At 48.8% G+C, this 25,406-nt stretch carries 23 protein-coding genes, 1 other RNA gene, 1 pseudogene and 1 riboswitch; of the genes and pseudogenes, 13 read left to right on the forward strand and 12 right to left on the reverse strand.

Going from position 1 to position 25,406, the window contains the following annotated elements; all coding sequences use genetic code 11:
• Positions 1-156 precede the first annotated feature (156 nt).
• Positions 157-1,479: a DEAD/DEAH box helicase gene (locus tag QUE62_RS07025; protein ID WP_286223367.1), complete on the forward strand. Its 1,323-nt coding sequence runs from the start codon at positions 157-159 to the stop codon at positions 1,477-1,479.
• Between the two features lie 12 nt (positions 1,480-1,491).
• Positions 1,492-2,082, forward strand: coding sequence for a chorismate--pyruvate lyase family protein (locus tag QUE62_RS07030; RefSeq protein WP_286261275.1), 591 nt, complete (start codon positions 1,492-1,494; stop codon positions 2,080-2,082).
• Here QUE62_RS07030 and QUE62_RS07035 read toward each other — a convergent pair.
• Both QUE62_RS07035 and hemC read right to left on the reverse strand, forming a co-directional pair.
• A complete protein-coding gene (locus QUE62_RS07035; RefSeq protein WP_286261276.1) occupies positions 2,030-2,869 on the reverse strand; it encodes a uroporphyrinogen-III synthase in 840 nt (279 codons plus the stop codon). The genes QUE62_RS07030 and QUE62_RS07035 overlap by 53 nt on opposite strands.
• A gap of 4 nt (positions 2,870-2,873) precedes the next feature.
• The gene (gene hemC, locus QUE62_RS07040) at positions 2,874-3,803 is read right to left on the reverse strand and encodes a hydroxymethylbilane synthase (RefSeq protein ID WP_286225113.1); all 930 of its coding nucleotides are present in this window, start codon (positions 3,801-3,803) and stop codon (positions 2,874-2,876) included.
• A gap of 53 nt (positions 3,804-3,856) precedes the next feature.
• Here hemC and argH point away from each other — a divergent pair, with 53 nt between their 5' ends.
• A complete protein-coding gene (gene argH, locus QUE62_RS07045; RefSeq protein WP_286261278.1) occupies positions 3,857-5,284 on the forward strand; it encodes an argininosuccinate lyase in 1,428 nt (475 codons plus the stop codon).
• A 10-nt stretch (positions 5,285-5,294) separates the two neighbouring features.
• On the opposite strand, the gene QUE62_RS07050 is transcribed toward argH, so the two are convergent.
• From QUE62_RS07050 to QUE62_RS07060, 3 genes are read right to left on the reverse strand one after another with little or no spacing between them, the layout of a single operon-like run.
• Complete coding sequence (locus QUE62_RS07050; protein WP_286261279.1) at positions 5,295-7,547, reverse strand: arginine/lysine/ornithine decarboxylase; 2,253 nt, start codon at positions 7,545-7,547, stop codon at positions 5,295-5,297.
• Positions 7,548-7,553: 6 nt separating this feature from the next.
• Positions 7,554-8,120, reverse strand: coding sequence for a dCTP deaminase (dcd, locus tag QUE62_RS07055; RefSeq protein ID WP_286223373.1), 567 nt, complete (start codon positions 8,118-8,120; stop codon positions 7,554-7,556).
• Positions 8,121-8,168: 48 nt separating this feature from the next.
• Positions 8,169-8,987, reverse strand: a complete 819-nt coding sequence (locus QUE62_RS07060) for a formate dehydrogenase accessory sulfurtransferase FdhD (protein WP_286223374.1) — start codon at positions 8,985-8,987, stop codon at positions 8,169-8,171.
• A 126-nt stretch (positions 8,988-9,113) separates the two neighbouring features.
• Between QUE62_RS07060 and metG the strand changes: the two genes are divergently transcribed.
• The 4 genes from metG (at position 9,114) to panC (ending at position 12,741) form a co-directional block, all read left to right on the forward strand.
• A complete protein-coding gene (gene metG, locus QUE62_RS07065; protein ID WP_458574821.1) occupies positions 9,114-10,772 on the forward strand; it encodes a methionine--tRNA ligase in 1,659 nt (552 codons plus the stop codon).
• Positions 10,773-10,839: 67 nt separating this feature from the next.
• Positions 10,840-11,028: a DUF3460 family protein gene (locus QUE62_RS07070; RefSeq protein WP_108508900.1), complete on the forward strand. Its 189-nt coding sequence runs from the start codon at positions 10,840-10,842 to the stop codon at positions 11,026-11,028.
• Entirely contained in the window at positions 11,021-11,875 is an 855-nt protein-coding gene (locus tag QUE62_RS07075) for a segregation and condensation protein A (protein ID WP_458574702.1), read from the forward strand. The genes QUE62_RS07070 and QUE62_RS07075 overlap by 8 nt, the downstream gene beginning before the upstream one ends.
• The gene (gene panC / locus QUE62_RS07080; RefSeq protein ID WP_286226528.1) at positions 11,872-12,741 is read left to right on the forward strand and encodes a pantoate--beta-alanine ligase; all 870 of its coding nucleotides are present in this window, start codon (positions 11,872-11,874) and stop codon (positions 12,739-12,741) included. Before QUE62_RS07075 ends, panC begins: the two co-directional genes overlap by 4 nt.
• A gap of 3 nt (positions 12,742-12,744) precedes the next feature.
• Here panC and QUE62_RS07085 read toward each other — a convergent pair whose 3' ends face one another.
• The 6 genes from QUE62_RS07085 to QUE62_RS07110 form a co-directional block, all read right to left on the reverse strand.
• Positions 12,745-13,680, reverse strand: coding sequence for a methionyl-tRNA formyltransferase (locus QUE62_RS07085; protein WP_286223378.1), 936 nt, complete (start codon positions 13,678-13,680; stop codon positions 12,745-12,747).
• Entirely contained in the window at positions 13,680-14,927 is a 1,248-nt protein-coding gene (gene frc / locus QUE62_RS07090) for a formyl-CoA transferase (RefSeq protein WP_286261281.1), read from the reverse strand. Before frc (QUE62_RS07090) ends, QUE62_RS07085 begins: the two co-directional genes overlap by 1 nt.
• A 102-nt stretch (positions 14,928-15,029) precedes the next feature.
• Positions 15,030-15,461: a PAS domain-containing protein gene (locus QUE62_RS07095; RefSeq protein ID WP_286262597.1), complete on the reverse strand. Its 432-nt coding sequence runs from the start codon at positions 15,459-15,461 to the stop codon at positions 15,030-15,032.
• Positions 15,462-15,523: 62 nt separating this feature from the next.
• Complete coding sequence (gene frc, locus QUE62_RS07100) at positions 15,524-16,774, reverse strand: formyl-CoA transferase (protein WP_286226529.1); 1,251 nt, start codon at positions 16,772-16,774, stop codon at positions 15,524-15,526.
• A gap of 37 nt (positions 16,775-16,811) precedes the next feature.
• The gene (gene oxc, locus QUE62_RS07105; RefSeq protein WP_286225120.1) at positions 16,812-18,548 is read right to left on the reverse strand and encodes an oxalyl-CoA decarboxylase; all 1,737 of its coding nucleotides are present in this window, start codon (positions 18,546-18,548) and stop codon (positions 16,812-16,814) included.
• Between the two features lie 184 nt (positions 18,549-18,732).
• Positions 18,733-19,350 (reverse strand): Crp/Fnr family transcriptional regulator, encoded by a 618-nt coding sequence (locus QUE62_RS07110; protein WP_108508908.1) that lies wholly within the window; start codon positions 19,348-19,350, stop codon positions 18,733-18,735.
• 75 nt (positions 19,351-19,425) lie between these two features.
• Positions 19,426-19,629: riboswitch (cobalamin riboswitch) on the forward strand.
• Positions 19,630-19,755: 126 nt separating this feature from the next.
• Here QUE62_RS07110 and QUE62_RS07115 point away from each other — a divergent pair.
• From QUE62_RS07115 to QUE62_RS07135, 6 genes and pseudogenes are all read left to right on the forward strand, one after another.
• Entirely contained in the window at positions 19,756-21,681 is a 1,926-nt protein-coding gene (locus QUE62_RS07115; RefSeq protein WP_286261283.1) for a TonB-dependent receptor domain-containing protein, read from the forward strand.
• Between the two features lie 52 nt (positions 21,682-21,733).
• Positions 21,734-22,270, forward strand: a complete 537-nt coding sequence (locus QUE62_RS07120) for a hypothetical protein (protein WP_286261285.1) — start codon at positions 21,734-21,736, stop codon at positions 22,268-22,270.
• A gap of 19 nt (positions 22,271-22,289) precedes the next feature.
• Positions 22,290-22,529, forward strand: coding sequence for a hypothetical protein (locus QUE62_RS07125; protein ID WP_108508911.1), 240 nt, complete (start codon positions 22,290-22,292; stop codon positions 22,527-22,529).
• Positions 22,510-22,740: pseudogene (locus QUE62_RS09135) on the forward strand (cell division protein ZapA); the annotation flags it as partial. The gene QUE62_RS07125 and the pseudogene QUE62_RS09135, both read left to right, overlap by 20 nt.
• 84 nt (positions 22,741-22,824) lie before the next feature.
• Positions 22,825-23,040: non-coding RNA, 6S RNA (ssrS, locus tag QUE62_RS07130), on the forward strand.
• 3 nt (positions 23,041-23,043) lie between these two features.
• On the forward strand, positions 23,044-23,862 hold the full coding sequence (locus QUE62_RS07135) for a sulfite exporter TauE/SafE family protein (RefSeq protein ID WP_286261287.1): 819 nt from the start codon (positions 23,044-23,046) through the stop codon (positions 23,860-23,862).
• Here the strand turns inward: QUE62_RS07135 and QUE62_RS07140 are convergent.
• Positions 23,859-25,382, reverse strand: coding sequence for a malonate--CoA ligase (locus QUE62_RS07140; RefSeq protein ID WP_286223386.1), 1,524 nt, complete (start codon positions 25,380-25,382; stop codon positions 23,859-23,861). The genes QUE62_RS07135 and QUE62_RS07140 overlap by 4 nt on opposite strands.
• Between the last annotated feature and the right edge of the window lie 24 nt (positions 25,383-25,406).

Below are 25,406 nucleotides of genomic sequence, written 5' to 3' on the forward strand. Positions count from 1 at the left end.
GGCTTTTTGAAACATCGTCCCCAGCAATTTACATTTTTCAGCGTTTTGGTTTTTACCCCGCTGCCGCTTGTCTGATGGTCGATGCCCTTGACCATCGCGCCTTTACATAAACTTGGCGCACAACCGGAGACCATCCTATGAGAGGATGGGTATTGCATGTCACATTCTGCTGAAATTACGAACCATTCATTTGCTTCATTGAACTTAGCTGCGCCCTTACTCAAGAACATTGAGGCGCTGGGCTATACACAAGCCACCCCCGTCCAAGCACAGGTTATTCCTGCGGCCCTCGAGGGCGGCGATTTATTGGTGAGCAGCCAAACTGGAAGCGGTAAAACTGCTGCTTTTTTATTGCCACTTCTTCATCAACTTGTTCTTGCCAATCCCAATGGTAGCCCTGTACCTGGTCGCGCTCAGCCCAAGATCTTGGTCTTGTGTCCAACCCGCGAACTAGCGCAACAAGTTGCCACCGATGCGATTAATCTGGCGCGCGGTATCAAGAGCCTACGGATTGCCACCATCATGGGTGGTATGCCCTACGGCAAGCAAATCCAAGCGATTAAGGGGGCAAGCTTAGTGGTAGCGACTCCAGGTCGCTTACTGGACTTATTTAACTCACGCGCCATTCGCTTAGATCAAGTTGAGTGCCTGGTGGTCGATGAGGCTGATCGCATGTTGGATCTTGGCTTTGCTGAAGATCTTGAGGCAATTGATGAGCGTTGCAAAGGTCGTTCTCAAACACTCATGTTCTCAGCAACGTTTGCCCCGCGCATCATGAGCCTAGCGTCAAACCTCACAAAAGACGCCAAACGGATCGAGCTTGCCCATGCTGGTGAAGCGCATGCCAATATCGCCCAGAAACTTCATTGGGCTGACAACATGGCGCACAAGCATCGCCTGTTGGAGCACCTGCTCTCCGACCCCGAGCTCGATCAAGCAGTTGTCTTCGCGAGCACCCAAGTAGAAAGCGAAAAGATTGCTGACACCTTGCGTGCCAATGGCTATCAAGCGAGTGCCTTGCATGGCGCGATGCCACAGGCCGTTCGCAACCGTCGCCTCGATTCATTACGCAAAGGCCAAACCCGGATTTTGGTCGCCACTGATGTAGCTGCGCGTGGAATTGACGTGCCCAGAATCAGTCACGTGATCAATTTTGGTCTGCCCATGAAACCTGAGGACTATACGCACCGTATCGGTCGTACAGGTCGCGCTGGGCGCAATGGTATTGCCATTACACTAGCCGAGCATCGTGATCGCGTGAAGATTAGAGCGATTGAGCGATTTACTCAGCAACCCATGGCTGCTGCTGAAATTGCAGGTCTTGAGCCTCAACAAAAACCAAGCTCACATAAACCTAATCATCGCCCTGGAGCTGCCAAACGCACTAAACCCAAGTTTGGGGGTCAGGCGCGTAAAAGTTCAGGGCCGCGCTTTGGTTCACGTACTGGCTCATTTCAAAATAGCACACGTCAGCACTAATTAGCGCCTTGTATGTTGTGGCGGAAGTCTCGCTCCCCATCGACCTGGCATCAACTTGACCATGGAGCACCCTTGGGTGCTCCATTGGCATTACAAGAATGGTTAAGCGATACTGGATCGCTCACACGCAAACTCGAGAAAGCACTTCACTATCCCGAAGATCGCCACCTTGAATTACAAATCCTTGCCGATGGCAAACAAAATTTAGTTGCATCCGAAAAAAAATTCTTTCGACGCCCAATCCATCGCTCGCGGGTTCGTGAGATTTTGCTGTGCGATCAGAGTGAGCCAATTGTGATGGCGCGTAGCGTATTGCCCATCACAAGTTCGATTGGCAGTAACCATACGATTCTGAAATTGGGTCATAAACCCTTGGGTGCAGTTTTATTTGCCAAAGTTCTCAAAGGGCGCTTTCGCCCCATTCGGCAAATTGTTCGTTTGGACCATCATCATCCAGAGTGGAAAGCCTGCCAACGACGGTATGCGGATCTCCCCAAACGCGTTTGGGCCAGACGCACACTCTACCAACTCAACGGTCACCCTCTACTGGTTATGGAAATCTTTTTACCTGCTCTACTAACCAAGCTGCCGCAGACTGACTAATCGACTCGTCCCGCGGCTCACAAACCGAGATATTTCTAAAACCGATTTGCTGAGCTGCATGTGCGATATTGGCATGACTGCACAAAGCCGAGCTATTCTCAATCGCAAGTCTTGGAATTCGGTTGACCTCTTTACAGCGCTCACCCAAATGCCGCACCGCCTCAGACGAGGTTAAGGTCCACAACGTATGCAGTGGATCAAGTTCGGTGCACGACTGCCATAATGGGCTAGCAAGATCTAATGGAACACGCGAGTAAATTGATACGATCTCAAGCCCAGCGCCAACTGAACGCAATTGCTCGATTAGGGTCTCACGACCCCCCTCTCCCTTAATAATCAAAACAGATTCCTTAGGCCAGTCAGTGATCTTGGATTGAAGGACCCTCCATAGACCCTCAGAGTCCGATTCATCGTGGGCGGGAACCAAGATGGATGCTTTGGTTAGGCCGTGCCGGATCAGCGCCTCTTGACTGCTCTGCCCCACCACCCCAATCTTTACTCCAGGATTCACTAATTGCCCCCAAGACGAGTTCGCATCATCGACAGCTCGCATGGCGCACTCAATCGCATTGGGGCTCACAAAAATGATCAGTGTTGAGCGTTGTAAGGCTGTGCGTAATTGCGTTAGGAGCGCGAAATCATTTTTTGGAATAATCGTCAGCAAGGGAAGACTCACCATCCGCACCGATGGATAAACTGCCTGCGTAGCTGCTTGGATTAATTCAGTTAAGCGGCGTGCTTGACCGGTCGGTCGGGTTACGATGATCGCCGGTTCAAACCCCTTCACAGATTTAGTGCGGCAATAAGGCTGCCGCCCCCTTCGCAATCAGATCATCAGCAATCGCCAGGCCAAATGCTTCCGCTTCTTGATAATTGCTGATCGCACGCGAACCAGAAGCCAAACAAATTTGCCGACCATCAGTACTGGCCACATAGGAGCGCATCGAGAGCTCTTGCGGGTTTTGCCATTGTGCGTGAGCCGCCAGAGGCACCTCGCACGAGCCACCCAATTTACGTGATACCGCCCGCTCGGCGGTCACTGCGAGAGCGGTTGGTAAATCATTTAAAGGCGCTAGCCAGGCTTTCACATCAGGGCGTGCACTTAAGGTTTCAATGCCTAATGCCCCTTGGCCAGCAGCTGGGGTATGGGGATCATAAGGCAACAGTGCTTTAATGCGAGCACCCATCCCTAGGCGCTTTAAGCCAGCGGCAGCCAGAATAATGGCCTGGTATTCACCGCGGTCCAGCTTGGCCATCCGCGTATCTAAATTACCGCGCAATGGCTCAACCCGTAAATGAGGATACTGACTCCGAATAATCGCTTCACGCCGCAAGCTTGAGGTACCGACCACTGCTCCTGCGGGTAACTCAGCCAAGCTGGCATAGTCATTGGATACCAAGGCATCGCGCGCGTCCTCGCGCACCATGATGCATGAAAGATCAAAGCCCTCTGGCATCACCATCGGCACGTCTTTTAATGAGTGCACGGCAAGATCAGCGCGACCATCTTCCAGAGCGGTTTCCAGCTCTTTTACAAAGAGTCCTTTGCCCCCCACTTTAGAGAGGGCGCGGTCTAAGATTTGATCGCCTTTGGTGGTCATTCCTAGGATGATGACCTCGCAGCCGGGGTACAACTTTTTAAGGCATGCTTGAACATGTTCGGCTTGCCACATGGCAAGCCTGCTCTCACGAGAGGCAATAACTAAACGCGTTGGGCTCATAGGGCAACTTCAGAATTAAAATAAACTGTTACGACACACAATATACTGTGTTTATGAGCTCATCCAAAAATTCTTTAGCCAATAAATCCAAAGCGTGGTCTGGCCGCTTTGCTGAACCCGTCGATTCCCTAGTTCAGCACTACACTTCCTCACTGGCCTTCGACCAGCGGCTAGCCCTTGTGGATATTGCCGGATCTATGGCCCACGCCGAGATGCTGGCTGCCCAGAAAATCATTTCGAAGGCTGATTTCATGGCCATTCAAAAGGGCATGGCCCAGATCGAAAAAGAAATTGTGTCTGGACGCTTTGATTGGCAATTAGCCCTTGAAGATGTTCACCTCAATATTGAAGCTAGGCTTACCAAATTGATCGGGGATGCGGGCAAACGTCTACATACTGGCCGCTCACGCAATGATCAAGTTGCCACCGATATTCGTTTATGGCTAAGAAGTGAAATTGATTTAATTTTGGGTGACCTCACACGTTTACGCGAGGCATTTCTCAACTTGGCGGAGCAACACGCCAATACCATCATGCCGGGTCATACCCATCTGCAAGTAGCTCAACCCGTGACATTTGGCCATCATCTGCTCGCTTACTACGAGATGTTTACCCGTGATGCAGAGCGCTTTGTCGATTGCCGTGCGCGAGTGAACCAATTGCCTTTGGGTGCCGCCGCTCTGGCTGGTACCAGCTATCCGATTGATCGGGCCCGTGTTGCCAAAACCCTGGGTTTTGATGGAGTCTGCCAAAACTCGCTCGATGCAGTGTCTGATCGTGATTTCGCAATTGAGTTTTGTGCAAACGCTGCAATCCTCATGATGCATGTCTCCAGATTATCTGAGGAGTTGATTTTGTGGCTCAGCCCACGCTTTGGTTTTATTGATTTGCCAGACCGGTTTTGTACCGGCAGCTCAATCATGCCGCAGAAGAAAAATCCCGACGTCCCTGAGTTAGCCCGTGGCAAGACCGGGCGGGTGAATGGTGATTTGATTGCTCTTCTCACCCTCATGAAAGGGCAACCACTTGCCTATAACAAAGATAATCAAGAAGATAAAGAGCCTCTCTTTGACGCCGTCGATACAGTTAGCCAAACGATCCAAATTTTTGCGGATATGGTCCCTCACATCAAGGTTAATCAAGCCGCAATGGAATACGCAGCAGAAGAGGGTTTTGCAACCGCTACGGATCTGGCCGATTACTTGGTTAAGCAAGGATTGCCATTTCGGGATGCGCATGAGGCGGTTGCTCATGCAGTCAAACGCTGCGTTGAGAAAGATTGTGCTTTAAGCGATCTCACTCTGACGGAGCTCATTAAGGCTTGCGGATTAACCACCAAATCTAAGTTAATTACTCAGGATGTGTTTGCGGTATTAACCCCTAAGGGTTCAGTGGGTGCCCGCAATCATTTGGGAGGTACTGCCCCCAAACAGGTCATTGCAGCTATTAAACGTGCCCGCACCGCCCTGAAAAAGAAGTAATTAAAACTCGTTAAGCACGCACGCAGTCGACGTAGTAACCGTGATTGCCATCGGCATTTTTAACTAGGCCATGGATATCGGTTTCAAAGCCCGGGAACCGTTGGTTAAAGTCACGTGCAAAGCGTAAGTAATCCACAATCGCTTTATTAAAGCGCTCACCCGGAATCAGCAGTGGAATGCCCGGGGGATATGGTGTTACCAGCATGGCGGTAATGCGACCCTCAAGCTCATCAATCGGTACTCGGTCAATGTCTTTATGGGCCATCTTGCTCCAGGCGTCGCCTGGAATCATCGCTGGCTCCATATTCGAGAGGTACATTTCAGTGGTCATGCGGGCTACATCGCGGCTCTTATAAAAAGAATGAATTTGCGCAGAAATCTCTTGTAGTCCCACGCGTTCGTAACGGGGGTGCTTAGCAACAAACTCAGGCAGCACCTTCCACAGGGGTTGGTTCTTATCAAAGTGATCCTTGAACTGTTGCAACTCGGTCACGAGAGTATTCCAACGCCCTTTGGTAATACCAATCGTGAACATGATGAAGAATGAATAGAGCCCGGTCTTCTCAACGATCACGCCGTGCTCGGCCAGGTACTTGGTCACGATACTTGCCGGAATACCAATCTCACCAAAATTACCTTCAATATCCAAGCCCGGAGTAACCACCGTTGCCTTGATCGGATCAAGCATATTGAAGTTCTTGGCCAAAGGACCAAAGTCATGCCAATAGGCGTTGGGCTCCAAAATCCAATCGTCACGCGTTCCAATGCCCTCTTCAGCCAAATGATCTGGGCCCCAAACCTTAAACCACCAGTCAGAGCCAAACTCCTCATCGACCTTACGCATCGCACGCCTAAAATCTAAGGCTTCCGCAATCGACTCTTCAACCAAGGTGGTGCCACCGGGTGACTCCATCATGGCTGCCGATACATCGCATGAGGCAATAATCGCGTACTGAGGACTGGTCGAGGTATGCATCAAGTAGGCCTCGTTAAAGCAATCTCGATCAAGCTTGCGCTCCTGGGCATCCTGCACCAAGACTTGGGAGGCTTGCGATAAGCCAGCGAGTAATTTATGGGTTGATTGGGTTGAGAACAACAAACTCTTTTGTGGAGGTTTACGATTCTGACCAATCGCATGCATGTCCTGATAAAAAGGATGAAAAGCTGCATGCGGTAACCACGCTTCATCGAAATGCAAGCTATCGACCTTACCATCGAGCATGGACTTGATCATCTCAACGTTATAGACAATCCCGTCATAGGTGCTCTGGGTTATGGTTAAGACCCGTGGCACAACATTTTTATCTTTGATAAAGGGGTTAGCCGCAATCTTTTTCTGAATATTGGCCCACTCAAACTCTTCCTTTGGAATAGGCCCAATAATGCCAAGATGATTACGGGTGGGCATCAAAAATACTGGGATCGCACCCATCATCATGATCGAATGAATCACCGATTTATGGCAATTGCGATCGACTAGAACCACATCGCCCGGAGCCACTGTCGAGTGCCAAACAATTTTGTTCGAGGTCGATGTGCCATTAGTGACAAAAAACAAATGGTCTGCATTGAAGATACGTGCGGCATTGCGCTCGCTGGCCACCACGGGTCCGGTGTGATCTAAGAGCTGACCTAACTCTTCCACTGCATTACAAACATCGGCACGCAACATGTTCTCACCAAAAAATTGATGGAACATACGACCAACAGGACTCTTCAAAAAGGCAACGCCTCCTGAGTGACCCGGGCAATGCCAGGAATACGAACCCTCAGAGGCATAGTGGGTGAGCGCCCGAAAGAACGGGGGCGCTAAAGAATCAAGATAGACCTTAGCCTCACGAATGATGTGGCGCGCCACGAACTCCGGCGTATCTTCATTCATATGAATGAAGCCATGCAGCTCACGCAAAATATCGTTCGGAATATGGCGCGAGGTACGGGTCTCACCATACAAAAAGATCGGAATATCTTCATTGCGCTTACGCACTTCGACGACAAAAGAGCGCAAATTGGTAATCGCTGGCAGATCACTGTCTTCAGAGTCGATAACAGCATCAAATTCTTCATCGTCAATCGACAAAATAAAGCATGATGCTCGCGAGGCTTGCTGCGCGAATGAGGTGAGATCACCATAACTGGTGAGACCAATCACCTCAATTCCTTCCTTCTCAATCGCAACTGCAAGGTCACGAATACCAGAACCCGAAATGTTCTCGGAGCGAAAGTCTTCATCAATGATGATGATCGGGAAACGAAATTTCATGATGGCTTAGGTTTTGGGTAACGTAACGCCGTGTTGGCCTTGGTACTTACCGCCACGATCTTTGTAAGAGGTACCGCATACTTCATCGCTCTCAAAGAAAAGGACTTGAGCGCAACCCTCGCCCGCATAAATTTTGGCTGGCAATGGAGTGGTATTCGAAAACTCCAAGGTGACATAACCTTCCCACTCGGGCTCAAACGGTGTGACATTGACGATGATTCCGCAACGCGCATAGGTACTCTTGCCTACGCAAATGGTTAACACATTGCGAGGGATCTTGAAATACTCCACCGTTCTTGCCAAGGCGAAGGAATTAGGGGGGATGATGCAGACATCACCCTTGAAATCCACAAATGACTTTTCATCAAATTGCTTCGGATCCACAATCGTGCTGTTGATATTGGTAAAGATCTTGAACTCATTCGCGCACCGAATGTCATAGCCATAACTTGATGTGCCATAACTCACAATTTTTTGCCCTGCGGCGTTCGTCCGAATTTGGCCGGGCTCAAAGGGGCTAATCATGCCCCCCTCGGCCATCCGGCGAATCCAATGGTCAGATTTAATAGTCATGGCGGGATTGTAAGACTTTCGTGCCCAAGTGGACACAAACCCTCGCTTTCAGGTCGAGGGTGTCTGAAAAACCACACGCTCTGGGGCGTTATAGATCTCAAAGTGCTTACCAGAGCAGCGCGAGAGCAAGGTTAAATGGGTCTTTTTGGCCAGCTCCAAGCCCATCTGCGTAACCCCGGAACGGGTCAGCAAAAAGGGAATACCCATCTGAGCCCCCTTGATCACCATCTCCGAAGTTAAGCGCCCGGTCGTAAAAAAGATGAGGTCCTCACCTTGGCGCTTAGCCAACCAAAGTAAGCCCGAAATGGAGTCAACTGCATTGTGCCGGCCCACATCCTCAATCAGATGCAAGAGTCTGACCCGATCGTCCCCAGCACGCTCAAATACCGCACAGGCATGCACAGAGCCCGCTTTCTTGTAGATGGTTTCATGAGCCCTGATTTGCTCCAAGAGATCCACAATCGCCGCCTGATGAAGCTTAGGGCCGTCTGGTAGCCGAATCTGGGCCATATCCTCCATTAACCCACCAAACATGGTGCCTTGGCCACAGCCCGTGGTCACGACACGCTTACTGGTGATTGCATCAATATCGACTGTGGCTCTGCGGGTCTTGACCGCCGCTGAGTCGGTTTCCCAATCAACCTGAATGCTCTCAATATCCTCAGCCGACTCCACCAGTCGTTGGTTGCGTAAATATCCTAGGACCAAGGCCTCGGGTGCCGCACCCAAGGTCATGAGAGTCACCACTTCGCGCTTATCCAAGTAGATGGTCAAGGAGCGCTCGCCTGGAATAAAAGTAGTTTTCTGGCGTCCTAACTCATCAATAATCGCCACCTCATGAACCACGGGTACAGAAGCGTTTGTCATTGCAATAGTGGATTGCGAAGTCTTACTCATCGGCGGTCTGATCTTTGTCCATCATCGATACCCCACGGTATCTCACCATACACTTTAACCGCAGTCTAAAATCAATGTTTAATAAGAATGATTGATATGCGTCAACTGCTCGTCACCTCCGCCCTACCCTACGCCAATGGCCAAATCCATATTGGACATCTCGTGGAATACGTTCAGACGGATATTTGGGTTCGGTTCCAAAGAATGCGTGGCCATGAGGTGCATTACGTCGGTGCCGACGATACCCACGGTACCCCAATCATGCTACGAGCTGAAAAAGAAGGAATTACTCCCAAAGAGCTAATCGACAAGGTGTGGCATGAACACAAGCGGGATTTTGATCACTTTCTGATCTCCTTTGATCATTACTACACCACCGATAGTCCTGAGAATGAGCAGCTATCTCGGGAAATTTATCTGAAGTTGCGAGAGGCAGGATTGATTGAAAAGCGGGCGATTGAGCAAGCCTACGATCCGGTGAAAGAAATGTTTCTGCCTGATCGCTTCATCAAAGGCAACTGCCCTAAATGTGGAGCTGCTGACCAATATGGCGACTCGTGCGAGAAATGCGGCGCCACGTATGCGCCCACCGATCTCAAGAATCCATACTCCGTGGTGAGTGGTGCTACGCCAATTCGTAAGGTCTCGGATCATTATTTTTTCAAACTATCCGATCCGCGTTGTGAAGCATTTTTACGCGAATGGACCCAAGTAAAAACCCCGCTACAGATTGAAGCCAAGAACAAGATGAAAGAGTGGGTGGGCACCGAGGGGGATAGCAAACTAGGTGACTGGGATATTTCGCGTGATGCGCCCTACTTTGGCTTTGAAATCCCCGACGCGCCCGGTAAATATTTTTATGTATGGCTTGATGCTCCCATTGGCTATTACGCGAGCTTCCTAAAGTATTGCAAGGAACGAAGCCTTGATTTTGCAAACTGGGTTAAGCCCGATAGCACTACCGAGCAATACCATTTCATTGGTAAAGACATTTTGTATTTTCATACGCTCTTTTGGCCTGCGACCTTGCACTTTTCAGGCTATCGCACACCCACCAATGTTTTTGCTCACGGATTTTTAACCGTGGATGGCGAGAAGATGAGTAAATCACGTGGCACGCTTATTTCTGCCAACAGTGTGATTGAAGCTGGTCTTAATCCTGAATGGTTTCGCTATTACTTTGCAACAAAGTTGAATGCAACCATGGAGGATCTGGATCTAAACCTCCAAGATTTTGTGGCACGCGTTAACAGCGATCTTTTGGGGAAGTACATCAACATCGCTAGTCGTACCGCTGGATTTTTAGTAAAACGCTTTGAGGGTCGAGTTACGGATGCAGCGATGACGCATCCATTACTAGAATCGATTGCCAATGCAAGTGACTCAATCGCAGATCTTTATGAATCTCGCGAATTTGCAAAAGCAGTACGTCAAATCATGGAGCTCGCGGATCTGGTCAATGCCTACGTCGATGAGAACAAGCCTTGGGAGCTTGCCAAGGATCCCCAAGGGTCAAGCAAACTACATGAAGTGTGTAGCGTCATCCTAGAATCTTTCCGTCGCTTGAGCTTGTATTTAAAGCCTGTCTTGCCAAATCTTGTTACTCAAGTTGAAGAATTTTTATCGATTGAGCCCATGCAATGGCACGACATCCGCAAATCATTAAAGAGCGACATGGCCATTAAACCTTATCGTCATTTAATGACCCGGGTTGAGCCAACCCAGGTCGAGACTCTCCTCCAATTAAATCGCTAAGACTCCCCAAAAATCGTTAATAATGAAGGGTGTTGGAATTTGTTTTATTAGCTAAGTTATTGATTTTATGAAGAAATATAAATCTCAAGCCACCTTGTTTTTAGAAAAACTCAAGTCTCAAAATCCCCATCTGGAACAAGCGCAGCGTGAAGGTCGTGCCCTATTGTGGGATAAGCCTGCACTGAGCCCCGAAGAGATCCGACGCAACCAACTGGCTAAAGTCAAGCAACGCGCCTACGTATATGGCAATGACTGAGGAGCTCGAGCCGCTCCCCAATGGTCCATCAGAAGAAAAAATTGATGGCTTAAGCTCTGCCTTTGCCAAGCTGTATGGCGAACCGCTGTTTCAGTTACCAAATGATTTATATATTCCACCAGATGCTCTGGAGGTTTTTCTAGAAGCCTTCGAAGGTCCACTGGATTTGCTGCTGTATCTAATTCGTAAACAGAATTTCAATGTCCTCGATATTCCAATGGCCGAGGTCACGCAGCAGTACCTCAGTTATATCGACCAAATCCGTCATCACAATCTTGAACTGGCGGCCGAGTATCTCCTGATGGCAGCGATGCTCATTGAGATTAAATCGCGCATGCTCCTGCCCATGAAAAAAGCAGACAGTGATGAAGAGGTCGAAGATCCACGCGCTGAGCTAGTACGGCGCTTACTGGAATACGAGCGCATGAAATTAGCTGCCCAAGAACTTGATCGCATTCCGCAAGTGGGTCGTGACTTTCAGGTGGCTCATGGCTATGTCGATACCAGTGTTGCAGTCACGTGGCCCGAGGTGAACCTTGAAGATTTACAGATGGCCTGGCGTGATGTCTTACACCGTGCCAAACTTAATCAACACCACACTATTACACGCGAGCAGTTATCGGTTCGTGACTTCATGACGCGCATTCTGCGGCGCTTACAGAACACCCGCTTTGTCGAATTCAGCGAGCTATTTGAGGATGCCATTCGTTCTGGTAATGGTGTCCCCGTGATTGTGGTGAACTTCATTGCGATGCTTGAACTCTCCCGTGAATCTCTCATTGAAATCACGCAAGCCGAGCCCTACGCGCCCATCTACGTCCGACTGGCCTATACACCAAGCGCATGAAGATCGTTACCGATATTCAAGAACTGCGCGACCAGTTGCGCGGCCAAAATCGTGCCTCCTTTGTTCCTACCATGGGTAATTTGCATGAAGGGCATCTCTCCTTAATGCGCATTGCAAGGCAGCACGGTGATCCAGTAATTGCCAGTATTTTTGTAAATCGCCTGCAATTTGGTCCTCATGAAGATTTTGATCAATACCCGCGCACTCTAGAGGCGGATGCCGAGAAGCTTGAAAAGGAAGGGGTTTATGTACTCTTTGCCCCCACTGAGAAGGTCTTGTATCCCGAGCCACAGGAATACCGTGTGGATCCACCCAAGCAGTTGGGCGATATTTTGGAAGGCGAGTTCCGTCCCGGATTCTTTAAGGGGGTTTGTACCGTTGTCCTAAAACTATTCTCCTGCGTTCAGCCGCGCGTTGCGGTCTTTGGCAAAAAGGATTACCAGCAATTGATGATTATTCGCCAGATGGCCCATCAATTTGCCTTGCCCGTTGAGATTGTGGCTGGTGAAACTATTCGGGCTGATGATGGCTTGGCACTATCCTCGCGCAATGCCTATCTCAGTGATGCCGAGCGCGCTGAGGCCCCGCATTTGCAAGCCAGTCTGCAACAACTACGGTTAGATGTTTTAGATGCCATTCATCGGGCTAGTAACCCGAAACCTCTAGATCAATCCCTGCGTGATCTGGAAAAGAAGGCTAGCAGTGCCCTGACACAACGTGGCTGGCAACCTGACTACATCGCGATTCGTAAACGCGCCGATTTGCTAGCACCCAGCCATGATGATTTACTGGCAAAGAAAGAACTTGTTATTTTGGCAGCCGCCAAACTTGGCAAGACCCGCTTGATTGATAATCTCGAGATCTAAGGTTTAAGCGTCAAAGAACTGGCCGACTTGAATACCGGCTGCACTGGCACACTCAGAGCCAGAGACTTTGGAACCTTTTCCAACTTTGGCTTTCAGAACCTCGATCTGGCCGCCATGGCAGGCCACCTTAAACGAGTCTGAGCTAACCTCAACCACTTCGCCAGGCTTACCCTTAACCGATCCGAAGGTCGGGGTGACATGCTTGCGCACATCATAGATCTGAACCTTCTCACCATTAAGCGCAGTCCATGCACCTGGGGCTGGATTGCATGCCCGAATCAAGTTATAGATTTGACTGACGTGATTTGACCAATGAATCCGAGCGGCGGCTTGGTCAAACCACCCTTCATAATTTGCTTGCGACTCATCTTGCACAATCTCTTGATGCTTGCCGGCCGCTACGAGGTCAGCTGCTTCCAATAATGCCTTTACCCCCAATGGGAAGAGATGATTAAAGTACACCTGACCCAGGGTATCGTCTGGACCAATTGGTACTTCCTTTTGCAAAATGATTTCACCCTCATCCAAACCATCTGAGGGTCGAAAGATCGTTAATCCGGTTTTGGTTTCGCCCAAAGCAATCGACCAACCAATGGCGCTGGGACCACGGTATTTTGGCAACAGCGATGGGTGATACTGAATCGTGCCAAACCGAGGAATCTTCACTAAATCCTGGGGTACAAATTGCAATACATAGGCCATCACACAAATATCAGCCTTGCTATCGCGCATTGCATTGGCAGCCTCAGGCCCCTTGAGACTAGGGAACTGGAGCATATTGAGGCCCCGAGCCAAAGCGGTCTCTTTAAGGATCTCGGGCTTGGTGGCTTTCGGATTATCGGGTGGACAAAACACAGCCACCACCTCATCCCCACGCTCCAGAAAAGCCTCGAGTGCGGCCTTACCAAAATCTTGACTGCCAATCAGTGCAATGCGCATTAGATGACTTTCTTATGTCGTAAATCAATCAGATCATCGATATTAAAGCCAAGTTCTTGCAAGATCTCATCGGTGTGCTCGCCCAATAGAGGGGAACGAGTGACCTCGGTAGGGCTATCCGATAGTTTGATCGGATTACCAACAGTCAAATACTTACCACGAATGGGGTGATCGACCTCGACCACGGTCCCAGTGGCACGCAAGGCAGGCTCTTCAGCAATCTCTTTCATCGAGAGAATTGGGCCACAGGGCACATCATATTGATTGAGAATATCCATCACCTCGAACTTGGTCTTGGTCATGGTCCACTTCTCAATCTCTGCAAAGATTCCCATCAGACGTGGTAAGCGCGCCATGGGCGACGCGTAATTGGTATCGGTAATCCAATCCTCACGACCAATCACTTTACAAATAGCTTCCCATACTGCAGCCTGCACTACGATGTAGATATAGGAATTAGGATCAGTTTCCCAGCCTTTACACTTCAAAATCCAACCGGGCTGGCCACCACCAGATGCATTGCCCGCGCGAGGCACTGCATCACCAAACTTACCATTGGGAAACTGTGGATACTCTTGCATCGTGCCATTACGCTCCAAACGCTGTTGGTCACGGAGCTTGACGCGGCAAAGGTTGAGAACCGCATCTTGCATGGCAGCATCGACCTTTTGCCCCTTGCCAGAGTGGGTGCGATGATAAAGTGCGGTCACAATACCAAGCGCCAAGTGCAAACCAGTTCCACTATCACCAATCTGCGCACCCGTTACCATGGGTGGGCCATCATCAAAACCCGTAGTTGATGCAGAACCGCCCGCACATTGCGCAACGTTCTCATACACCTTGCAATCCTCATAAGGCCCTGGTCCAAATCCTTTAATCGAAGCCATGATCATGCGAGGGTTGAGTTCTTGAATGCGCTGCCAGGTAAATCCCATGCGATCCAAAGCGCCTGGAGCGAAGTTCTCAACCAAGACATCACACTGCTTAATTAGACGCTCCAGAATATCCTTCCCTTCTGGTGTTTTGGTATTCACGGTAATCGAGCGCTTGTTGTGATTGAGCATCGTGAAATACAAGCTATCGGCATCAGGTATATCTTGGAGTTGATTGCGTGTTGCATCACCCTCACCCGAGCGCTCCACCTTGATGACATCTGCTCCAAACCAAGCGAGCAACTGGGTGCACGTCGGCCCAGATTGAACGTGCGTAAAGTCGAGGATCTTGATCCCCTCAAGTGCTTTAGCCATAAAAAAGTCCTAAAAAGTATGAAAATATGATGAAAGCCATTTTACCAGTGCTGGTATTAGCCAAAAATGGTGTTCGATGACCAATTTGAGTCAACACGCCAATTAAGCCCCCGGCTTGGATTCCAGCTCGATCAGACGCTTTTTGAGTTCTTTTTCTTCCAAGAATCGTGCGGTCTCATCCCGAATCACCGCAACCACACCGCTCACTCGATGATGTTCATCATGAAGCATGGCGACCGTGAATGCGATCGACAAGGTATGCCCATCTTTATGAATAGCTGGCACTCGCAGGGTTTGCTTGCCGTACTTTGTGGTGCCTGTTTCCATCGAGTGGTGATAGCCTTCCCAATGACGCGCCCGAAATCGCTCCGGTGTAATGATGTCTAGATTTTGTCCCAAGGCCTCTGCCGCGGTGTATCCAAACATTTCTTCGGCGGCCCGATTCCACAGGGTAATTTTGCCTGCTACATTGGACACTACGACAGCATCGCCAATCGCCTCAATCAGCTGATGAAGATCGACCTCATCGTCCATGATCCGCTCCCCTTGAAAAACAAATGGCGCCCGCAGGCGCCATTGCTTAATCACGAATACGATTAGACTGCTTTTGCTGCATGCAACTGAGCAATTTGGTCTTTGCTGTAGCCTAGATCTGAGAGAACTTCATCGGTGTGCTCACCCAAAACTGGGGATGGCTTCACTTCAACTTTCAGATCGGAGAACTTAATGGGGCTACCAATTGTCAGGTACTTGCCGCGTACTTTGTGATCCACTTCCACGATGGAACCGCTGGCACGCAAATCAGGTGACTCAGCAATCTCTTTCATCGAGAGTACGGGTGCGCATGGAATATCGTACTTACGCAAGATATCAACCGCTTCGTACTTGGTCTTATCTTTGAGCCAATCTTCAATGGTTGCGAAGATGTCAAAAATCTTATCTTGACGAGCTTCTGCAGTCATATAGGCTGGATCGGTTGCCCACTCTGGCTTACCGAGAGCTTTGGTAATTGGTTCCCAAGCATGACCTTGAATCGTGAAATAGATGTAGGCATTTGGATCGGTTTCCCAGCCTTTGCACTTTAAGACCCAGCCAGGCTGTCCGCCACCACCGGCGTTACCGCCACGGGGCACAACATCAGTAAATTTGCCATGAGGATACTGTGGGTACTCTTCGAGATAACCGACGCGATCCAAACGCTGCTGGTCACGCAACTTCACACGGCAGAGGTTCAATACGGCGTCTTGCATTGAGCAAGCCACTTTTTGACCTTTACCGGTCTTTTGACGATGCATGAGGGCAGTCAAAATACCAATCGCCAAGTGCATACCGGTATTGCTATCGCCCAATGCGGCAGCAGATACGGTGGGGGGGCCGTCCCAGAAACCGGTGGTCGATGCAGCACCGCCAGCACACTGAGCCACGTTCTCATACACTTTTAGATCCTCATAGGAGTGACCGTCGGAGAAGCCTTTTACGGAAGCCAAGATCATCTTGGGGTTCAATTCCATAATGCGATCCCATGAGAAACCCATGCGATCTAAGGCACCAGGACCAAAGTTCTCAACCATTACGTCAGAAACCTTGATCAACTTCTCGAGCACTTCTTTACCCTGAGGAGTTTTGGTATCCAAGGTTAAGGAACGCTTGTTACCGTTGAGCATCGTGAAATACAAGGCATCAGCATCCGGAATATCGCGCAACTGACTGCGGGTCACGTCGCCAGAGCCGGGACGCTCTACTTTAATGACGTCGGCACCATAAAAGCCAAGCAATTGGGTGCAAGCAGGACCTGCTTGTACGTGGGTGAAATCGATAATCCGAATTCCGTCTAGTGGTTTACTCATCTTGAATCTCCTTTGGACTCTTTATATCAATTAATGATTACTTCTTAGTTGCAGTAGAAGCTGGGTTGAGGTTGGTTAAACGACCACTCTCAGTACCGGCAGTTTCATCGATCACAGCATTGATGACGGTGGGCTTGCCAGAAGCTAATGACTTGTTCAATGCATCAGTCAACTCCTCAGGGGTGGTGACGTTATATCCGACTCCACCAAACGCCTCCATCATGATGTCGTAACGGGCATTCTTCACAAACACGGTTGGCGCAACATCAGAGCCACCCGTGGGGTTCACATCAGTACCACGGTAAACGCCGTTATTGTTAAATACCACCGTGATGATTGGCAAGTTATAACGGCAGATGGTTTCGAGTTCCATGCCGCTAAATCCAAATGCGCTATCACCCTCGATCGCAATGACCGGTAACTTACTTACCACTGCGGCGCCGATGGCGTAACCCATACCAATACCCATAATGCCCCAAGTTCCGGAGTCAAAACGCTTACGTGGCTTGTACATATTGACGATGCTACGGGCATAGTCAAGCGTATTGGCACCTTCGTTCACGATATTGACTTCGGGATTGGCCTTCACCACTTCGCGAATTGCACGCAATGCGCTGTGGAAGTTCATAGGCGATGGGTTCTTGGAGAGTGTCTCCTCCATCTTGGCAATGTTCTTCTCTTTTTTCTCGTTGATTGCATTAATCCATTCAGCGCTGGGCTTGGGAACGCTTGCAATTTGCTTCAAGATCTCAGTCACACACGAACCAACATCACCAATGACAGGTGCTGCGATCGGAACGTTACTATCGATTTCGGTCGGCGCAATATCAATCTGAATAAATTTCTTCAAATGATTGCCCCAAGTTTTACCTTTACCGTGAGCCAATAACCAATTTAAGCGGGCACCAACCAACATCACCGCATCGGCTTCTGCCAACACAAATGAACGCGCTGCGGATGCGCACTGTGGGTGGTTATCGGGTAATAAACCCTTGGCCATGGACATTGGCAAATAAGGAATGCCCGATTTCTCAACCAAATCTTTGATCTCTTGGTCGGCTTGCGCATAAGCTGCGCCTTTACCCAACAAAATTAAGGGGCGCTTAGCATTCTTCAACACATCGATAGCGCGCTTGATCGCGTCTGGAGCAGGAATCTGCTTCGGTGCTGCGTCAATCACGCGGAACAATGATTCTTGTCCCTTTTGAGCCGGAATACTTTGTCCCAATAACTGTGCAGGCAGATCGAGATAAACGCCGCCTGGACGTCCAGAGACCGCAGCACGAATGGCGCGAGCGACACCAATGGCAATATCTTCTGCCTTATTAATCCGGTAAGAAGCTTTCGCATAGGGCTTAGCAGCATTGAGCTGATCCATTTCTTCGTAATCACCCTGCTGCAAGTCCACAATCTCACGCTCGCTCGATCCAGAAATTAAGATCATGGGGAAGCAGTTGGTAGTTGCATTAGCAAGGGCGGTCAAGCCATTTAAAAATCCTGGGGCCGACACCGTTAAGCAGATGCCAGGCTTTTGGGTCATATAACCAGCAATCGCGGCAGCATTACCTGCATGCTGCTCATGGCGGAAGCCAATGAAGCGCATTCCTTCCGCTTGAGCCAAGCGAGCTAGATCGGTAATTGGAATACCAACGAGTCCAAAAATAGTATCGATATCGTTCGCTTTAAGCGCATCGATTACCAAATGGAAACCGTCGGTTAATGGGGTATCTTCTGCAGCAGCATTGGCAGAATGCTCTTTCGTCGCTGTCAACATAACGTTGTCTCTCTCCGTGGGATTGGTTGTCTTCAGCATTGCCTCCATAAAAGAGTTTCCGCTGAACTGAAACGAATCTTAGGACTCATAGATAGCTTCAGCATTGACTTTCGTCAATTTCCCCTAAAATCCAATAAAAACCTAGGGTTAGAGCCTACTCAATCCCCTAAAAAACCCTTTTATTTTATATAAATAGCTCTTTGTGTTTACTCTTTAAACGGCTTAGAGTTTCGGGTGAGAGATTGAGATAGGCGGCTAATTCTTTCTTGGGCAAAACATCGAACAAGTTTTCATATTTCCGCAAAAATCGCTCGACTCGGCCCGGGGCATCGAGCATGTGCAGGGTAATGGTGTGCGCCATGATTTCACTCATGAGACGCATTACCTCAAACTCGAAACTTTCTTTCAGTTTTGGATGATTCTCTAGAAACTCAGCCCACTTTTTAAGCGGCATCCTCGCCACCCTTGCCTTGGTAACCGAAGCGATGCTGTATGGAGCGGCGCGCTGTAAGCGCCAAGCGGCGTAGCTGGTTTCAATATCTTTCTCAATGGCAAAACGCAAGATCATTTCTTTTGCATCGGCACTCGACACAATGCGCTTCAAGATTCCATCGAGAACAAAATACTGCTCCATTTGATAGTTACCTTGGCGCAATAAGATCTCGGATTTCTTCAGATCCGAGATCTCAAGAGAGCTCTCTAATTCAGCCATGCTGCCCGGGTCTAGATTACGCAGGACAATGTTTTGGCTTAGCTGCAAGCGAATTAGGTTTTTCTCTGGATGTCTGTCTAGTATGGTCATTGAAATATGTGCTTGAACCTCTCATTGTAAGCCTTTCAACATCACATATTCGGGTTATTCCTAGTCGCAGATAGGGTAATATAGGGCTGTCGTGGTGCCCAAATGCTTGCATTTGGGTTAAACGGGAAACACTACCCAAACGTGTGCTGCCCCCGCAACGGTAAGTGAATGCGCTAGTCATTTAGCGCTATGGTTTGATAAGCCACTGTGTGTCAATACATGGGAAGGCCAAATCTAAAGTTCACCAGCCCGGATACCGGCCAAGACAGGTGGAATTTCGCGGACGGGGATCTTCGCGCGCCAATATAGGGTCCTCGCACACCCTCATTGACGCTCATCCCTATTCCGAATTCTGTATCGCCCGCTAACGGGGAGGTTGGCAGGCATTACAACTTGGGATTCATCATGCAACCTTGCCGTAACTCTTTCGGAGCCAAGAACCGTTGGCGCCTATCTGCACTCACCCTCGCCTCAACCCTTGTTTTCAGTAACCCAACTACATTTGCTCAAAGCAGCAGTGTCTCGGTCAGTACAGCCAATAATCCAATGGATCCGGTAATTGTCACTGCAACTCGTACCCCCACGCGTGCCAATGACGTTCTAGCTGACTACGTCTACATCGGCCCAGAAGAAATAGCTGATGCTGGGCAAACGAGTCTAGTGGAGCTATTACAGCGACAAAGGGGGGTGGAGATTTCTACTATTGGCGGCCCAGGGTCAGCAGCAAGCGTGTTCTTGCGGGGATCAAACTCCAATCAAGCTCTTTTATTAGTCGATGGCGTTCGCACTCAAGCTGCGGGAACGGGTGGATTTTCTTTACAAGCAATTCCACTTGGCATTATTGATCGAATCGAAATCATTTTTGGGCCGCAGAGTAGCTTGTATGGCTCTGACGCAATTGGTGGCGTAATTCAGATATTCACCAAAAAAGGAACCGGGCCTTTTCAAGCGAACGCTTCAACGGGATATGGTAGTTACGGCACGAGCATTACGGATGCAAGCCTCTATGGTTCCTTTGGAGACACCAAGACAACAAGCTATGCCCTCAGTGGATCCCAAGAGATTTCTACTGGATTTAATTCTGTAGCTACAAATAATAGAAATGCATTAAGTCAAAATCGAACAGGCTATACCAAAAGTGGTGGTGCTGGTCGTATTGCCCAGGAATGGGATCGTGGTCAAGAGTTTGGATTTCAGTTTTTGGCTTCGCGACTCGACAATCAATATCCCGTTGCTAATTTTTATGGTGGCGGTATAGGAAGCCAAATTAGTAATTTGGGGATCTTTTCTTTGTTTTCGAATAATCAAATCAACAAAGACTGGAAAAGCATGCTTCAAATCTCCCAATCAAATGATTACTCACAAAACCTCTATAGCTCCGGGAATCCTGTTTATAAAACAAAGCAGATGATTTATTCCTGGCAGAACGATATCAAAATTGGCAGCGATTTGTTGCAACTCGTTGCCGAGCGAAAAACTTTAAACGGGTATTCGAATGATGGTGGAATTGTCAGTCAAAACCAAAATACCAATACCGTGGCAGGTTCTTATCAACTTAAGCGCGGATCTCACTTAGCAAACCTCGCGCTTCGCAATGACAGTATTACCGGATATGGGCCACAAACAACCGGTAGCGCATCGTATGGCTATTTTTTCTCTAAACAAATTCGAGGCAATATTAATTACGGCACCGGCTTTAAAGCGCCCTCGTTTAATGATTTGTATTTTCCAGATTACGGCAATACAAATTTGCAAGCGGAAAAGAGTAAAAATACCGAGATTGGTCTGCACTATGAATCTAGCAAATTAGATCTACATTTAATTGGATTTAATAGCACCATCACCAACCTCATTCAGTACACCACCACGGCTCCCCCGTGTACGATTGCACAACTCAATGGTCCAAACTATGGTTGTGCTGGAAACGCTGGCGTTGCAAAAATCTCTGGTGTATCGGTTGGCGGCATTGCAAAGTTATCAAGTCTTCGCTTAAAGGCGTCCTATGATCAGCAAAATCCAATTGATCAGACTACTGGGTTTTTGCTAGCAAAACGTGCTCGTCAATTCGGAAACCTTGGCGCCGAGTACCGCTATCGGAAAGTGAATATGGGTGCCGAAGGAACTTTCCAAGGTGGTCGCTATAACTCTGGTAACTCCGGTTATATGGGCGGCTATGCGATCTTCAACTTGTATGGCAATTACGAGTTTGCCAAAGATTGGTCGATCTTTGGTCGTTGGAACAATATCTTCAATAAGGATTACCAGCTGTCCTATGGATTTAATACCCCGGGATCGAACCTTTTTGTCGGGGTTCGGTACGCCATGAAATAAAGGATTTTTGCTAATTTAGGTCTAAAATAGGCTCATTACTCAAGGAGGAAACATGTTTAATCTTTCGACCAAACAGACTGTTGGGATTGCAGTGGTTTTTTCCTTGATTTTGTGGGCCACCCGAGGTCAACATGTGGCTTCCATGATGAGTCTGCCGGATGCCACCTGGGCAATCGCCTTCATGCTTGGTTTTTTATTGAGCCCCATTCTCTTCGTAATCGTTTTAGTTCAGGCCTTTGTAATCGACTACTTGGCCATGGGTAATTACCTCTTTAACTTTGCGTACGCGGCCCTGATTCCTGCATATTTGGCACTTTGGTTAGCTGGTCGGTGGTTGCGGCAGCACTTCGAACAGCAAGGTTTTAAGATTGGTCAATTTGTTGTAGCCTTAATTGGTGGCGTGGCAATTTGCGAGTTGATCTCAAGTGGGGCTTTTTATTTCCAAAAGAGCAATGCTTCACTATTAGGGTTTGCTGAGATCTTTGGAACCTACTTCTTTGGTAATTTGTTCTTCACCCTCTGCTACATTGCTGTTGCCTCGCTAGCGTTCTATCTGGTGACCGAGACCTCCAAAAAGAAATTAGCCTAGTTCTGATACGATCTTGTTTATGTCGCAAGATTCCATCGAGCAAACGCTCCGACGCCTTTCTGAGAAGTTAAAAATGGTGAATGCCTCTGTTGAGGCATTACGAAACGATCGCGTTGCCCTTGAGTCAAAAATTGAGGATGCCCAAAAGCGTATTGAGCACATCCTAAAGCGCCTGCCAGAACAAAGTGATTCTCGCCAAATGAACCTGTTAGGCGATAACGCAATCATCGATAAAGACCATGACCCAACAACGCATTGAAGTGAGCCTTGCTGGCCATAAAATCACGCTAGCTACATCAAGCGATCATGAGCCATTACTTCGCGAGGCCTGCACCTTAGTAGATGAACAGATTAAGTTAGCTCTAGCCAGTGGTAATAAAAGTATTGAACGGGCAGCCATGATGGCGGCCATTAAATTAGCGGGTGACCTGATTCAAGCTCAGCAATCTTTGGCACAAGCAGCCAACGCCCCCAAGGTTGACCCCGAACAACTGACTTTGATTGAGCAGGAAGTCAATGCGCTTGAACAGCAAGTCGATTCCCTGATCAAAACACTTTCCCTGCCTGGTGCGCCAAGGCCAATAGTTCCTTGAACCGATGCGTAAGCATACGGAACGGGTATTGCAGTATGGGCGCGAGCGTCTGATCGATTTACAGTGTGGGCTAGTCCGATACTCCCTGAGTCATTTGATGCACCCGAAGTATTGCTACCGTGCCACCTTGAACTTTAGGGTTCAGGATGACGGTCTAGCGACCAAGGCGGGGATCCTTGCATGTTTCTGACTGATATTGCAATCCTGCTGATTTGCGGAGCCTGTGCAGGGTTCTTAGCGGGTCTGCTTGGGATTGGCGGGGGAATGATTTTGGTCCCCTTCATGATCATTGTCTTTAATCACCAGGGCTTTAGCCAAGACATCATTGTTCATATGGCCATTGCCACTGGAATGACCACCATTTTGTTTACCTCACTGTCAGCCATTCGGGCGCATCATCGCCATGGCTCAATTGACTGGAAACTGGTTGCGGGCTTCACCCCCGGAATCATTGTGGGGAGTTTTTTAGGAGGTAGCGAACTATTTGAGGCATTCAATACTGGCTGGCTCTCCCTCTTCTTTGCCATCTTTATTGTGTACACCTCGATTCAGATGTTCATCAACAAAAAGCCCAAGCCGGAACGTGAGCTACCTGGTAAGGTCGGCTTATTCTCTTATGGCGCCTTCTCCGGAGGGCTATCGAGCTTACTAGGTGCCGGTGGCGCCTTTGTCACCGTGCCATTCATGATCTGGTGCAATGTGAGTCCCCATGTCGCAATGGCAACCTCCTCGGGGCTCGGCTTTCCGATTGCGCTTGCGTCAACCTTGGGTTACGTATTTGGTAGCTTTGGTCGGCCCGACTTACCGGCAGGATCTTTTGGCTTCATTTATCTACCGGCCGTTGCCTGCATCGTAGCAACGAGTATTTTTACTGCCCCACTTGGAGCAAAATTAGCTCGCAAGCTCAATGTCGTTCAACTCAAGCGAGTCTTTGGGGTAATGCTAATGTTCTTGGCGCTCTTTATGTTCAATGAGGCCCATAAAGCGCTTGGCGCTTAATGGCTGTACTGCTGGCGCAATACGTTCTTTTGGACCTTACCCATGGCGTTTCGGGGTAAGTCGTTGACAATTTCAACCCGCTTGGGAACTTTGAAGTTTGCAATCTTTGACTTGAGAGCATCGATCATCGATTGGCTATTGAGTTTGGCGCCTGGCTTTGGAACCACCACGGCCATGACCGCCTCACCAAAGTCTTTATGCGGAATCCCAATCACTGCGCTTTCCTCAACCCCATCCATATCATCAATAAAACTCTCAATTTCTTTTGGATAGACGTTGTAGCCACCCGAGATAATTAAATCCTTATTGCGACCCACGATGCACAGATAGTGATCAGGCACTTTACCGGCACTGGTTTCACCGCCCCAACGACCCACATCACCCGTTTTAAACCAACCGTCTTTAGTGAACTCCTCAGCGGTCTTCTCAGGCATGCGCCAGTAGCCCTTAAATATATTCGGACCGCGCACTTCAATGGCACCAATCTCGTTGACATCACAGAGTGATCCGGATTCATTCACGACACGAACCTCAACTCCAGGAAGAGGAACGCCAACGGATCCCCCAACTCTGGCACCCTTATACGGATTAGAGACCAACATCACAGTCTCACTCATACCATAGCGCTCAAGAATAGTATGACCAGACACTTTCTGGAAATTATTAAAGGTCTCAGTTAATAAAGGTGCGGAGCCTGAAACAAAGAGGCGCATGTTTTTACAGACGCTCTGATTAAAGTTCGGATCCAGCAGAAGGCGTACATAGAATGTTGGCACGCCCATCATGACGGTTGAGCGTGGCAAATGCTTAATGAGTTGTGCAGTATCCAAACGAGGCAACCAAATCATTTTGCTGCCGTTTAATAAAGCGCCATGGGCAGCAACAAACAATCCGTGCACATGGAAAATGGGCAGAGCATGCAAAAGGACATCACCTTTTTTCCAGCCCCAAAACTCTTTTAATACCAGGGCATTACTACCCAGGTTACCGTGCGTGAGCATGGCACCTTTACTGCGACCTGTAGTACCGGAGGTGTACAAAATAGCAGCTAGTTCGTCGTCGGCTTTTTTAACGGTCTTAAATTGATCGGAACACTGAGCAGCGCGATCTAAAAGTGATCCGGTCCGATTCTCATCGAGGGTGAATACATTTTGAGTGCCGCTCTTAAATGCAATCTTTGAAATCCAAGAAAAGTTCTTGGAACTGCAAACGACAACGGCTGGTTCTGCATTCTCTAGAAAATACTGAATCTCAGACTCTTGATACGCCGTGTTCAAGGGTAAGTACACATACCCGGCACGTAGAGTGGCCAGATATAAGAAAAGTGCTTCTGGGGATTTTTCAACTTGGACAGCAACTCGTGAGCCTTGGGGTAACTTCAAGCTCTTGAGAAGATTTGCCATCATGGCCGTGGCGCGATCGAGATCGCGCCACGAGTAATACAGTCCGTCTTGGGTTTCTAGTGCACAGTCCTCGCGATTTTTAGGAAAGCCAGACTCTAATAATGCGTATAAGTTCACTCAAAACCCTTGACTACGAATACA

The sequence above is a fragment of the Polynucleobacter sp. HIN9 genome (assembly GCF_030297635.1).
Taxonomy (GTDB): Bacteria; Pseudomonadota; Gammaproteobacteria; order Burkholderiales; family Burkholderiaceae; genus Polynucleobacter.

Excerpts from the sequence above, each read along its gene's own strand:
- frc (WP_286226529.1), bottom strand. The coding sequence starts at position 16,774 with ATGAGTAAACCACTAGACGGAATTCGGATTATCGATTTCACCCACGTA.
- QUE62_RS07050 (WP_286261279.1), bottom strand. The coding sequence starts at position 7,547 with ATGAAATTTCGTTTCCCGATCATCATCATTGATGAAGACTTTCGCTCC.
- QUE62_RS07060 (WP_286223374.1), bottom strand. The coding sequence starts at position 8,987 with ATGACAAACGCTTCTGTACCCGTGGTTCATGAGGTGGCGATTATTGAT.
- QUE62_RS07075 (WP_458574702.1), top strand. The coding sequence starts at position 11,021 with ATGACTGAGGAGCTCGAGCCGCTCCCCAATGGTCCATCAGAAGAAAAA.
- QUE62_RS07025 (WP_286223367.1), top strand. The coding sequence starts at position 157 with ATGTCACATTCTGCTGAAATTACGAACCATTCATTTGCTTCATTGAAC.
- frc (WP_286261281.1), bottom strand. The coding sequence starts at position 14,927 with ATGGCTAAAGCACTTGAGGGGATCAAGATCCTCGACTTTACGCACGTT.
- QUE62_RS07110 (WP_108508908.1), bottom strand. The coding sequence starts at position 19,350 with ATGACCATACTAGACAGACATCCAGAGAAAAACCTAATTCGCTTGCAG.
- QUE62_RS07115 (WP_286261283.1), top strand. The coding sequence starts at position 19,756 with ATGCAACCTTGCCGTAACTCTTTCGGAGCCAAGAACCGTTGGCGCCTA.
- QUE62_RS07125 (WP_108508911.1), top strand. The coding sequence starts at position 22,290 with ATGTCGCAAGATTCCATCGAGCAAACGCTCCGACGCCTTTCTGAGAAG.
- oxc (WP_286225120.1), bottom strand. The coding sequence starts at position 18,548 with ATGTTGACAGCGACGAAAGAGCATTCTGCCAATGCTGCTGCAGAAGAT.
- panC (WP_286226528.1), top strand. The coding sequence starts at position 11,872 with ATGAAGATCGTTACCGATATTCAAGAACTGCGCGACCAGTTGCGCGGC.
- QUE62_RS07070 (WP_108508900.1), top strand. The coding sequence starts at position 10,840 with ATGAAGAAATATAAATCTCAAGCCACCTTGTTTTTAGAAAAACTCAAG.
- QUE62_RS07030 (WP_286261275.1), top strand. The coding sequence starts at position 1,492 with ATGTTGTGGCGGAAGTCTCGCTCCCCATCGACCTGGCATCAACTTGAC.
- QUE62_RS07120 (WP_286261285.1), top strand. The coding sequence starts at position 21,734 with ATGTTTAATCTTTCGACCAAACAGACTGTTGGGATTGCAGTGGTTTTT.
- argH (WP_286261278.1), top strand. The coding sequence starts at position 3,857 with ATGAGCTCATCCAAAAATTCTTTAGCCAATAAATCCAAAGCGTGGTCT.
- QUE62_RS07085 (WP_286223378.1), bottom strand. The coding sequence starts at position 13,680 with ATGCGCATTGCACTGATTGGCAGTCAAGATTTTGGTAAGGCCGCACTC.
- metG (WP_458574821.1), top strand. The coding sequence starts at position 9,114 with ATGCGTCAACTGCTCGTCACCTCCGCCCTACCCTACGCCAATGGCCAA.
- QUE62_RS07095 (WP_286262597.1), bottom strand. The coding sequence starts at position 15,461 with ATGGACGATGAGGTCGATCTTCATCAGCTGATTGAGGCGATTGGCGAT.
- QUE62_RS07135 (WP_286261287.1), top strand. The coding sequence starts at position 23,044 with ATGTTTCTGACTGATATTGCAATCCTGCTGATTTGCGGAGCCTGTGCA.
- dcd (WP_286223373.1), bottom strand. The coding sequence starts at position 8,120 with ATGACTATTAAATCTGACCATTGGATTCGCCGGATGGCCGAGGGGGGC.
- hemC (WP_286225113.1), bottom strand. The coding sequence starts at position 3,803 with ATGAGCCCAACGCGTTTAGTTATTGCCTCTCGTGAGAGCAGGCTTGCC.